The sequence below is a fragment of the Sphingomonas sp. genome, assembly GCF_048594985.1.
Classification (GTDB): domain Bacteria; phylum Pseudomonadota; class Alphaproteobacteria; order Sphingomonadales; family Sphingomonadaceae; genus Sphingomonas_I.
On the sequence record NZ_JBMDXG010000041.1, the window covers coordinates 1 to 10,492 of the forward strand.

Annotated in this window: 14 protein-coding genes and 2 pseudogenes; 13 read left to right on the plus strand and 3 right to left on the minus strand. The window is 68.5% G+C overall.

Annotation, left to right across the window (positions count from 1 at the left end; translation table 11 throughout):
• Positions 1–209: 209 nt before the first annotated feature.
• The gene (locus ACOJSF_RS01600; protein ID WP_420140492.1) at positions 210–341 is read left to right on the plus strand and encodes a hypothetical protein; all 132 of its coding nucleotides are present in this window, start codon (positions 210–212) and stop codon (positions 339–341) included.
• 3 nt (positions 342–344) lie between these two features.
• Here ACOJSF_RS01600 and ACOJSF_RS01605 read toward each other — a convergent pair whose 3' ends face one another.
• On the minus strand, positions 345–794 hold the full coding sequence (locus ACOJSF_RS01605; RefSeq protein WP_420140493.1) for a MarR family winged helix-turn-helix transcriptional regulator: 450 nt from the start codon (positions 792–794) through the stop codon (positions 345–347).
• Positions 795–857: 63 nt separating this feature from the next.
• Here ACOJSF_RS01605 and hppD point away from each other — a divergent pair, with 63 nt between their 5' ends.
• The 5 genes from hppD to ACOJSF_RS01630 are packed head-to-tail and all read left to right on the plus strand — an operon-like array spanning position 858 to position 5,534.
• Positions 858–1,910 (plus strand): 4-hydroxyphenylpyruvate dioxygenase, encoded by a 1,053-nt coding sequence (hppD, locus tag ACOJSF_RS01610; RefSeq protein WP_420140494.1) that lies wholly within the window; start codon positions 858–860, stop codon positions 1,908–1,910.
• 15 nt (positions 1,911–1,925) lie between these two features.
• Positions 1,926–3,245: a homogentisate 1,2-dioxygenase gene (gene hmgA, locus ACOJSF_RS01615; protein ID WP_420140505.1), complete on the plus strand. Its 1,320-nt coding sequence runs from the start codon at positions 1,926–1,928 to the stop codon at positions 3,243–3,245.
• Positions 3,242–4,531, plus strand: coding sequence for a fumarylacetoacetase (fahA, locus tag ACOJSF_RS01620; RefSeq protein ID WP_420140495.1), 1,290 nt, complete (start codon positions 3,242–3,244; stop codon positions 4,529–4,531). Before hmgA ends, fahA begins: the two co-directional genes overlap by 4 nt.
• Positions 4,528–5,175, plus strand: coding sequence for a maleylacetoacetate isomerase (gene maiA, locus ACOJSF_RS01625; RefSeq protein WP_420140496.1), 648 nt, complete (start codon positions 4,528–4,530; stop codon positions 5,173–5,175). The genes fahA and maiA overlap by 4 nt, the downstream gene beginning before the upstream one ends.
• Positions 5,172–5,534, plus strand: a complete 363-nt coding sequence (locus ACOJSF_RS01630; protein ID WP_420140497.1) for a Rieske (2Fe-2S) protein — start codon at positions 5,172–5,174, stop codon at positions 5,532–5,534. The genes maiA and ACOJSF_RS01630 overlap by 4 nt, the downstream gene beginning before the upstream one ends.
• 3 nt (positions 5,535–5,537) lie before the next feature.
• On the opposite strand, the gene ACOJSF_RS01635 is transcribed toward ACOJSF_RS01630, so the two are convergent.
• Positions 5,538–5,903: a response regulator gene (locus tag ACOJSF_RS01635; RefSeq protein WP_420140498.1), complete on the minus strand. Its 366-nt coding sequence runs from the start codon at positions 5,901–5,903 to the stop codon at positions 5,538–5,540.
• A gap of 141 nt (positions 5,904–6,044) precedes the next feature.
• On the opposite strand from ACOJSF_RS01635, the pseudogene ACOJSF_RS01640 reads away from it, so the two are divergent.
• From ACOJSF_RS01640 to ACOJSF_RS01655, 4 genes and pseudogenes are all read left to right on the plus strand, one after another.
• Positions 6,045–6,158 (plus strand): annotated as a pseudogene (locus ACOJSF_RS01640) (DUF3572 family protein); the annotation flags it as partial.
• A gap of 110 nt (positions 6,159–6,268) precedes the next feature.
• Complete coding sequence (locus tag ACOJSF_RS01645; protein ID WP_420140499.1) at positions 6,269–6,844, plus strand: HAD family hydrolase; 576 nt, start codon at positions 6,269–6,271, stop codon at positions 6,842–6,844.
• A gap of 31 nt (positions 6,845–6,875) precedes the next feature.
• On the plus strand, positions 6,876–7,337 hold the full coding sequence (locus ACOJSF_RS01650; RefSeq protein WP_420140500.1) for a RidA family protein: 462 nt from the start codon (positions 6,876–6,878) through the stop codon (positions 7,335–7,337).
• 4 nt (positions 7,338–7,341) lie between these two features.
• Complete coding sequence (locus tag ACOJSF_RS01655) at positions 7,342–8,472, plus strand: GNAT family N-acetyltransferase (RefSeq protein WP_420140501.1); 1,131 nt, start codon at positions 7,342–7,344, stop codon at positions 8,470–8,472.
• Between the two features lie 4 nt (positions 8,473–8,476).
• Here the strand turns inward: ACOJSF_RS01655 and ACOJSF_RS01660 are convergent, their stop codons facing one another.
• Complete coding sequence (locus ACOJSF_RS01660) at positions 8,477–8,746, minus strand: hypothetical protein (RefSeq protein WP_420140502.1); 270 nt, start codon at positions 8,744–8,746, stop codon at positions 8,477–8,479.
• 135 nt (positions 8,747–8,881) lie between these two features.
• On the opposite strand from ACOJSF_RS01660, the gene ACOJSF_RS01665 reads away from it, so the two are divergent.
• From ACOJSF_RS01665 to ACOJSF_RS01675, 3 genes and pseudogenes are all read left to right on the plus strand, one after another.
• Positions 8,882–9,670 carry a division plane positioning ATPase MipZ gene (locus ACOJSF_RS01665; protein WP_420140503.1) on the plus strand — a complete coding sequence of 263 codons (789 nt, stop codon included), beginning with the start codon at positions 8,882–8,884 and terminating at the stop codon, positions 9,668–9,670.
• Positions 9,667–10,059: a molecular chaperone DnaJ gene (locus ACOJSF_RS01670; RefSeq protein WP_420140504.1), complete on the plus strand. Its 393-nt coding sequence runs from the start codon at positions 9,667–9,669 to the stop codon at positions 10,057–10,059. Before ACOJSF_RS01665 ends, ACOJSF_RS01670 begins: the two co-directional genes overlap by 4 nt.
• A gap of 53 nt (positions 10,060–10,112) precedes the next feature.
• Positions 10,113–10,492 (plus strand): annotated as a pseudogene (locus ACOJSF_RS01675) (phosphomannomutase); the annotation flags it as partial.

A 10,492-nucleotide genomic window follows, 5' to 3' on the forward strand; every position in this document is an offset into this window, starting at 1 on the left:
TTCCACACCGTGCTGCGCGACGGCGCGATGCCGCTGACGATCCTCGACCGCGTGGTCGATCGCTGGATCGCGACGCAGAAGGGCTGAGGGCTGAAAAAGGGGCGGCCGTGGCCGCCCCTGACGCGCGTCATCCCCGAAGCCGTGCGGTGAAAGGTTCGGAACGGCCCCATGCGATCGGCGTTTCGGAGCGGCAACGAACCGGAGAGACGATGATGGCCGAGGAACGCGAAAAGGTGGTGATCGAGCGCAGCGGCGGCAGCATGGGCGGCGTGATCGCCGCGATCGCGCTGCTGATCGCGGTGCTGGGTGTGCTCAAATATTTCGGGATGCTGCCTTTCTGAGCCTTAGCCGCGCGCGGCCTGCGCCGCCGCCTCGATCCGTTCGAGCATCGTGGTGAAGGCGTCGAGCTCGCCCGGCGCGAAGGCGGCGAAGAGGCGGCGTTCGAGATCGAGCGCCTTGGGCGCGACCGCAGCGTAGAGGTCGCGCCCGCTGGCCGACAGCGCGAGCGTCTGCGCCCGGCGGTCGGTCGCGTGGCGCGTGCGCGCGACCAGCCCACGCTTTTCGAGCGCGAGGGTGGCGCGGCTGACGGTGACCTTGTCCATCCGGGTACGGCGGCCGACCTGCTGCTGGGTCATCGCCTCTTCCTCGGCGATCACCGCGATCACGCGCCATTCGGGGATCGAGAGCGCGAACAGCGCGCGATAGGCGTCGGCGATCACCTCGCTCACCAGATTGGATGCGATCGACAGGCGATAGGGCAGGAAATCGTCGAGGCGGAGCGGGCTGGCGACCATGCGATTTGGTATCATTTGACACCAACACCGCAAAGGCGGATTATGGTTTCATAAGATACCAGATTGGAGAGCGACGCCGTGCCGCAGGATCCCGCCAACCCGCTCGGCCTCAACGGTTTCGAGTTCGTCGAATTCACCTCGCCCGATCCCGAGGCGATGGCGCGCCAGTTCGAGCAGATGGGCTTCGTGGCCACCCATCGCCACCCGGCCAAGAACATCACCCGGTACAAGCAGGGGCGGATCAACCTGATGCTCAACCGCGACGCCGATGGGCGCGTCGCCGCGTTCCGCAACGAACATGGCGCGTCGGCGAGCGCGATGGCGTTCCGCGTGGCGGACCCCGACGCCGCGCTCGCCTGTGCGATCGACCATGGCGCACGGCGGACGCAGGAGGAGGATACGGTGATCGAGGGGATCGGCGGATCCTATCTCTATTTCATCAGGGACGGTGCGGACCTGTACGCCGACTGGGCGGAAGTTCCCGGCTGGCGCGAGGCGGAGGCGCGGAACAGCGTGGGGCTCGACCGGCTCGAACACCTCACCCACACCGTCCGGCGCGGGCAGATGCGCGTCTGGTCCGAATTCTACCGCACGCTCTTCAATTTCGAGGAGCAGAAGTATTTCGACATCAAGGGCAAGGCGACCGGGCTGTTCAGCCAGGCCATGATCGCGCCCGACCGCGCGATCCGCATCCCGCTCAACGAGAGCCAGGACGACAAGAGCCAGATCGAGGAGTTCATCCGCGATTATAACGGCGAGGGGATCCAGCACCTCGCGCTGACCACCGCCGACATCTACGCCACGGTCGAGAAGCTGCGCGCGCGCGGCGTGCGCCTGCAGGACACGATCGAGACCTATTACGAGCTGGTCGACAAGCGCGTGCCGGGCCATGGCGAGGACCTGGAGCGGCTGCGGCGCAACCGAATCCTGATCGACGGGTCGACCGAGGAGGGCATTCTCCTCCAGATTTTCACCGAGACGATGTTCGGACCGATCTTCTTCGAGATCATCCAGCGCAAGGGCAATGAGGGGTTCGGCAACGGCAATTTCCAGGCGCTGTACGAATCGATCGAGCTCGACCAGATCCGGCGTGGCGTAATCACGGTCGATGCGTGAGCGCGGGTGAGCGACATGCCGACCAGCGACCCGGCCGCCGGACATGCGGGTAGCGCCGCCTACCTGACCGGCTTCGGCAACCATTTCGCGAGCGAAGCGGTGCCCGGCGCGCTGCCGGTCGGGCAGAATTCGCCGCAGCACGCGCCGTTCGGCCTCTATGCCGAGCAGCTATCGGGCACCGCCTTCACCGCGCCGCGCGCCGAAAACCGGCGGTCGTGGCTGTACCGGCTGCGCCCGACCGCGAGCCATCCGCCCTATCGGCCCTATGATGGCGCGACGCTTCTGCGCACCGCACCGTTCGTCGAGGTGCCGCCGGGCCCGACCCGGCTGCGCTGGGACCCGCTGCCGATGCCCGAACGGCCGGCCGACTTCATCGACGGGCTGGTGACCTATGCCGGCAATGGCGATGTCGCGGCCGGCTCCGGCATCGCGATCCACCTCTATGCGATTGACCGATCCATGGTGAGGCGCGCGTTCCAGAATGCCGATGGCGAGCTGCTGATCGTGCCGCAGGAGGGCGCGATCCGGATCGTGACCGAGCTTGGCCGGATCGAGGTCGCGCCGCTCCAGGTCGCGCTCATCCCGCGCGGGCTGCGCTTCCGGGTCGAGGCGGAGGGGACGGCGCGTGGCTATGTCTGCGAGAATTACGGGCAGCCGTTCCGCCCGCCCGATCTGGGGCCGATCGGCGCCAACGGGCTGGCCAACCCGCGCGATTTCGAGGCGCCGGCGGCATGGTTCGAGGACCAGGACGCGCCGTGTGAGGTAATCCAGAAGTTTCAGGGCCGCCTGTGGACCACGACGATCGATCATTCGCCCCTCGACGTGGTGGCGTGGCACGGCACGCTCGCGCCGTGGCGCTACGATCTGCGCCGCTTCAACACGATCAACACGGTCAGCTTCGACCATCCCGATCCGTCGATCTTCACCGTCCTGACCAGTCCGGGCGAACGCGTCGGCACCGCCAATTGCGACTTCGTGATCTTCCCGCCGCGCTGGATGGTGGCGGAACACAGCTTCCGCCCGCCCTGGTTCCACCGCAACGTGATGAGCGAGTTCATGGGGCTGATCGAGGGGCAGTATGACGCGAAGGCGGGCGGGTTCGCGCCCGGCGGGGCGAGCCTGCACAATCAGATGGCGGGGCACGGGCCCGACCGCGCAAGCTACGAAGCGGCGGTCGCGGCGGAATTGCGCCCGCACCGGATCGAGGGGACGATGGCCTTCATGTTCGAGAGCGCGCACGTCATCCGCCCGACGCGCTGGGCGAGCGAGACGCCGCTGATGCAACTGGACTATGACGATTGCTGGGCGGGCTTCGCCAAGGCGCGCCTGCCATGAGCGCGATCGACGAAACGCACGATCCGGCGCGGACGAGCTGGGTTACAAGCGCGAACGGGCATCCCGACTTTCCGGTGCAGAACCTGCCGTTCGGCGTCTTCTCGCCGCCGGGCGGCGGGCCGCGCGCGGGCGCGGCGATCGGCGACGCGATCCTCGACCTTGCAGCGACCGCTCCTCTGCTCCCGAAGGCGGCCGTGCAGGCGGCCGCGGGCGACACGCTCAACGCGTGGATGGCCTTGCCGTCGGACGAGCGGGGGGCGCTCAGGCGGAGGCTTTCGGATCTGCTGTCGGACCCGGCGCATGAAGCTGCGGTGAGGCCGGCGCTGCACGTGGCGGAAGACTGTCGGATGCACCTGCCGGCAACGATCGGCGATTACACCGACTTCTATGTCGGCATTCATCACGCGACGAACGTCGGGCGCCAGTTCCGTCCGGACAACCCGCTGCTCCCCAACTATAAATATGTCCCGATCGGCTATCATGGCCGCGCGTCATCGGTGCGCCCGTCGGGCGAGGCGGTGGTGCGGCCGAATGGACAGCGCAAGGCGCCCGACGCGGACGCGCCGACGTTCGGGCCGTCGCGGCGGCTCGATTACGAGCTGGAGGTGGGCGTGTGGGTCGGGCCCGGAAACGCGCTCGGCCAGCCGAGCCCGATCGATCGGGCCGCCGGTCATGTGGCGGGCTTCTGCCTGCTCAACGACTGGTCCGCGCGTGACCTGCAGGCGTGGGAGTATCAGCCGCTCGGCCCCTTCCTCGCCAAGAATTTCCACACCACGATCTCCCCCTGGGTGGTGACTGCCGAGGCGCTGGCCCCCTTCCGCCGCGCGCAGCCCGCCCGGCCACCCGGCGACCCCGCGCCCTTGCCTTATTTGTTGGGTGAGGAGGACCAGGCGCATGGCGCGCTCGCCATCGAGCTGGAGGTGCAAATCCGCAGCGCGGCAATGCGCGAGCGCGGCATCGCGCCGATGAGCTTGAGCCGGGGGCCGGCGACCAACATGTACTGGACGGTGGCGCAGATTGTGACGCATCACGCCTCGAATGGGTGCAATTTGCGGCCGGGGGATCTGATCGGAACAGGCACCATCTCGGCGCCCAAGCCCGGCGGCTATGGCAGCCTGCTGGAGATCGGGGAGGGGGGGCGGAGCCCCGTCACCCTGCCGACCGGCGAGACGCGGGCCTTCGTCGAGGATGGCGACGAAATCCTGCTGAGCGCGACCGCGCGTGCCGAAGGCTATGTGTCGATCGGCTTCGGCCCCTGCCGCGCGACGATCGCGCCCGCGCCATGACCATGCTTCGCCTGCACGGATACTGGCGGTCGAGCGCGGCCTATCGCGTGCGGATCGCGCTCGCGCTCAAGGGATTGTCCTACACGCAGACCGGCCATGATCTGCGCACCAATGGGCACAAGGAGGCGGCCTATCGCGCGATCGCGCCGGCAGGGTTGGTGCCGGCGCTGGAGACGGACGAGGACGTTTTCGTGCAGAGCCTGGCGATCATCGAATGGCTCGACGAGACATATCCACACCCGCCGCTCCTCCCGCCCGACGCGACCGGGAGGGTGATCGTCCGGGGAATGGCGCAGACGATCGCGTGCGACATCCACCCGCTCAACAATCTGCGTATTCTCAGATATTTGAAGAGCGACCTTGGTGCATCGCAGGAAGTGATCGATGGCTGGGCCGCGCGCTGGATCGGCGATGGCTTCGCCGCGCTGGAGAAGATGATCGCCCGCCACGGCGGAGTGTTTGCCTATGGTGATGCGCCGACGCTGGCCGACTGCCTGACCGTCCCGCAGGCCTATAACGCTGCACGGTTCGGGGTGGACCTGTCGCCCTATCCCCGACTGATGGCGACGGTGGAGCGCGTGCGCGCGATCGACGCGGTAGCGGCGGCGCATCCCGATCGCCAGCCCGATGCGGACCGGGCATGAACAGCGAGGCCCGCCTGTCGGCCACGCCCGCCGGCATCGCGCTGGGGCCGCTTGCGGCCATCGCGCCGGGGACAGCGCGCAATTACGTGCTCCAGCTGCGCGCGGGACGGTTTCACGGCTTCGTCGTGCGGCGCGGCGACGGGGTGTTCGGCTATCGCGACACCTGCCCGCACATGGGCCTGCCGCTCGCGCAGACGCTCGACGACTATCTCACCGTCCACGGCGCGCTGATCCGCTGTTCGTGGCACGGCGCGCTGTTCACGGTCGATGACGGGCGCTGCGTCGGCGGCCCCTGCGCGGGCGCGTCGCTCACGCCCTGGCCGGTCGCGGTCCGCGACGGCGATATCGTGACCGCCTGACGCTCAGCCGATCAGCGTCCGTATCTCGTCCAGGAAGCGGTGGATGGTCACGGGCTTGGAAACATAGGCTTCCGCGCCGGCGTCGCGGATGCGCCGTTCGTCATTCCGATTGGCATACGCCGTGACCGCCATGATCGGGGTGGTCCCCAGCTCACTGTCGCCCTTCATCGTTTCGATCAGGTCGAGCCCGCTGACGTGCGGCATCTGGATATCCATCACGACCAGATCGGGCTTGCGCGAACGGACGCGCGCCACCGCCTCCCGACCGTCGCTCACCGGATAAACCTCGTACCCATGCGCCTCGAGCAGATCGCAGAACAAACGCAGGTTGAGCTCATTGTCCTCGACAATGACCACGCTCTTCGCCAACCGATTAACCCCTATTACACGCTACGCAAAAACAGAGAGATCATGGTTACACCATCCCCCGGAGCCGTGGATGACAATTCCTTCACTTTGGCTCTTTCGGCGCTCGGCTGGGCGCTTTCCGATCCGGGGCGGACCGATCGCATGCTGGCGCTGACCGGAATCGAGCCGGGCGACCTGCGCCAACGGATCGGTGAGCCTCATTTGCTCGCGGCGATCCTGGGATTCGTCGAGGCGCACGAGCCCGACCTGATCGCCTGCGCCGAGGCGGTCGGCGTGAAGCCCGAGGCGCTCGTCGCGGCGCGCCGGGATCTCGAACGAAGAGCCGGCCGCTCCTCATCACCGATTGCGACGAGGTGCTGCTGCATATGGTGCGGCACTTCGGCGAGTGGCTGGACGAGGCGCATGCCATCACCTTCCGGCCGGAAGGCGGCGCGTTTGCCGACGCGCTCACCCGCAAGGCGTGCGGCAGCTTGGTGCCGGAGCATGAGGTGTGGCCGCTGCTCGACGGCTTCTTCGCGAGCCAGATGGAGCGGCAGACGCTCACCCCCGGCGCGGCCGAAGCGCTCGGGCGGATCGGCGAAGTGTCGGATATCGTCATCCTGACCAACCTGAAGGACTGGTGCCATGCCGGGCGGGCGGCCCAACTCGCGGCGCACGGCATCCGCCACCGCGTGGTGTGCAATCAGGGCGGCAAGGGCATGCCGGTCGCGCGGCTGGCGAGCGAGCATGCGGCGACGGTGACCGTGTTCGTCGACGATCTGGAAGGGCACCACGAATCGGTCGCGACGCATGCGCCGGACGTGTTCCGGCTGCACATGATCGGCGAGCCCGCGATCGCGCCGACCATCCCGCCGGCCCCGCACGCCCATGCGCGGATCGACCGGTGGGACGAGGCGGTGGAGTGGGTGCTGGCGCGGTTCAGGGGTGATCCGCTCCCTTGACGGCGGCGGCGCGGGGGAAGAAGGCGGCGCGATGAGCATCGACCAGCGCCTCGCCGAACTCGGCATCGTCCTTCCCGCGCCCGCCGCCCCGGTGGCGGCCTATGTTCCCGCGATCGAAGCAGGGGGCATGCTCTATCTGTCGGGGCAGCTTCCCTTTCGCGCCGACGGCACGGTGATGACCGGGCGGTGCGGCGAGGACGAGAATGACGGCTATGCGCGCGAGGCGGCGGAACGGTGCGGGATCATGCTGCTCGCGCAGATCAAGGCCGCGCTCGGCTCGCTCGACCGGGTCGAGCGCGTGGTGCGCCTGGGGGTGTTCGTCGCGTCGGCCCCGCATTTCTTCGCACAGCCGCAGGTCGCCAATGGCGCGTCGGAACTGATGCAGGCGGTGTTCGGCGAGGCCGGGCGGCATGCGCGCAGCGCGGTAGGTGTGCCGGCCTTGCCGCTCAATGCGATCGTCGAGGCCGACGCGGTCGTCGCCGTCCGGGCCTGATCGGATGAGCCAGGTCGTCGCGCGCATGGCCGGCGGCGTGAGCGACATACCGGCGGCCGCATGGGATGCGTGCGCCGGCGACGACAATCCGTTCGTCAGCCATGCATTCCTGAGCGCGCTCGAGGATTCGGGGAGCGCGACCGCCAGGACCGGATGGCAGCCGGTGCCGATCGTGATCGACGGCGACGATGGTCTGCCCGCCGCGATCCTTCCCGCCTATGCCAAGAGTCACAGCCAGGGCGAATATGTGTTCGACCACGCGTGGGCCGACGCGTTCGAGCGCGCGGGCGGGCGCTATTACCCGAAGCTGCAGGTGGCTGTGCCCTTCTCCCCCGTGCCGGGGCCGCGCCTGCTGCTGCGCGATCCGGCGCTCGCGCCCGCGCTGATCGCCGCGGCCGAGGCGGCGGCGGCGCAGCACGATCTCTCGTCGGTCCATGCGACCTTCGTCGCGCCTGAGCAGGTGCCGCTGTTCGAGGCGGCGGGCTGGCTGATCCGCGCCGACCGCCAGTTTCATTGGGAAAATGCCGGTTACGCCGATTTCGACGGCTTTCTCGGCGCGCTGGCGTCGCGCAAGCGCAAGGCGATCCGGAAGGAGCGTGCGGCCGCGCGCGACGGGCTCGACTTCGTGCATCTGAGCGGCGCGGACATCAAAGAGGCGCATTGGGACGCCTTCTGGGCCTTCTATCAGGATACGGGCGCGCGCAAGTGGGGGAGGCCATACCTGACCCGCGCCTTCTTCTCGCTGCTGGGTGAGCGGATGGGCGAGCGCGTGATCCTGATGCTGGCGCTACGCGATGGCCGGCCGATCGCGGGCGCGCTCAACCTGCTGGGGCGCGATACGCTGTACGGGCGTTACTGGGGTGCGGTGGAGGAGGTGCCGTTCCTCCATTTCGAGCTCTGTTATTATCAGGCGATCGACGCCGCGATCGCGCGCGGACTCGACCGGGTCGAGGCGGGGGCGCAGGGCGAGCACAAGCTGGCGCGCGGTTATCTGCCGACGGCGACCTATTCGGCGCACTTCATCACCGATCCAGGGTTCCGCCGCGCCGTCGCGGACTTCCTGACGCACGAGCGCGCAGCGGTCGCGGACGACATCGAAGGGCTGGCCGACTACGCCCCGTACCGACGGGGTTGAGCGATCAGGCCGCCCGGCGCGCGTGGGCGAGCGTGGTGCGCGCCAGCCGCTGTGCCTCCGCGACCTCGACCCGGCTCATCTCGTCCGCAATCTCGGAGCGCCAGGGAAGCGCGTCGGCATTGCCCCATGCCGCCGCGACGTTGAACCAGCGGTGCGCCTGCACCAGATCCACCGGGGCGCCCGCCGCGCCGCTCGCGTAACACATAGCCAGCTCGAACGCCGCGACCTCGTCGCAACCTTCCGCGCTGCCCAGCAGATCATCGAATCGTGCCATCCGTGCCATAGGCCCGTTTTCGCGCAACATCCTCACCGAAGCGTTAACGACAGTTTCGCGCGACGAACCGTGGCGGCGATTGCACCGGTCGCGGCCCGCCTCTAAGCGACACGGAACGAGCGCTTGAGGAGAGAAATGGCGGCATATCGGATCGTCTTCGCCAATGAAAAGGGCGGATCGGGCAAGTCGACCACCGCGGTCCACACCGCCGTGGCGCTGGCCGCGCGCGGCCGCCGGGTGGCGGCGATCGATCTCGATACGCGTCAGCGCACGCTCGGCCGCTACCTCGAAAACCGCGCGGCGCTGATGAAGCGCGACGGCGTGGATCTGCCGCTGCCGGTGCACGAGACGTTCGACCCCGCCGCCGGGCACAGCATCGAATCGCGGATGGACGCGCTGGCCGCGGATGCCGACATCCTGGTGATCGACACGCCCGGCCGCGACGACGACCATGTCCGCGTCGCCATTTCGACCGCCGACACGCTGGTGACCCCGATCAACGACAGCTTCGTCGATCTCGACCTGATCGGCCAGGTCGATCCCGATTCGTACAAGATCCGCCGGCCGAGCTTCTATGCCGAGCTGGTGTGGGATGCGCGGAAAGCACGCGGCAAGCGCGATGGCGCGACGGTCGACTGGGTGGTCCTGCGCAACCGGCTCCAGCATCTGGAGGCGCGCAACATGCGCCGCGTCGCCGCCGCGCTTGCCGAACTGTCGAAGCGGGTCGGCTTTCGCGTCATTCCCGGCCTGTCCGAGCGCGTGGTCTATCGCGAGCTGTTCCCGAAGGGGCTGACCCTGCTCGATCTGGGCGCGATCGGGCAGGATGCGGGCATGGCGCATGTCGCGGCGCGGGGCGAATTGCGCGAGCTGATCGCCGGGCTGCAACTGCCCGATCCCGAGAGCGGGCGCGCGCGGGCGGCATGATCGGCCTGGTTCTGCTCGCCGCGGCGGCGGCAGGATATTGGGCGTGGCGGACGCGCGACCCGCAGGCGATCCGGATCGGCGACGTCGCCGCGGCGATCGCGGCGCTGGTCGCGCTGAAGCTGCTCAAGACCAACATGCCGATGGGCCTGTTCGCGCTGGGCGGGGCGGGCTGGTGGCTGTGGTTCCGGCGCAATACCGCGGTGGATGTTAAGATGAGCCGCGAGGAGGCGTGCCGGCTGCTCGACCTGCCGCCCGACGCGACCGCGCAGGAGGTCCGCTCCGCGCACCGTCGTCTGGTCGCCCGCGTTCACCCGGACGTGGGTGGGTCCAACGAGCTCGCCCGCCGCGTGAACCAGGCCCGCGACATTTTGCTGCGACGCAACACTTGAACCCGTAACGATCTCGTGCGTCTAGTCGGCGACGTCATTCAACAGGAGTTTCCATGGCCCATCGTTTCGATCCGACCTCGCTGCGCGAATATGACATTCGCGGGATCGTCGGGAAAAGCCTGGGACCGGACGATGCCTATGCGATCGGGCGCGGCTTCGGCAGCGTCGTGCGCCGCGCGGGCGGCACGCGCGTCGCGGTCGGCTGGGACGGGCGCGTTTCCTCGCCCTCGCTGCGTGACGAACTGGTCCGGGGCCTGAGCGAGAGCGGTGTCGATGTCGTGCGCACCGGGCTCGGCCCCACGCCGATGCTCTATTATGCCGAGGCGACGCTGGAGGTAGATGGCGGCATCCAGATCAGCGGCAGCCACAATCCGGCCGAATATAACGGCTTCAAGATGGTGCTGCAGCACAAGCCGTTCTTCGGGCAGGACAT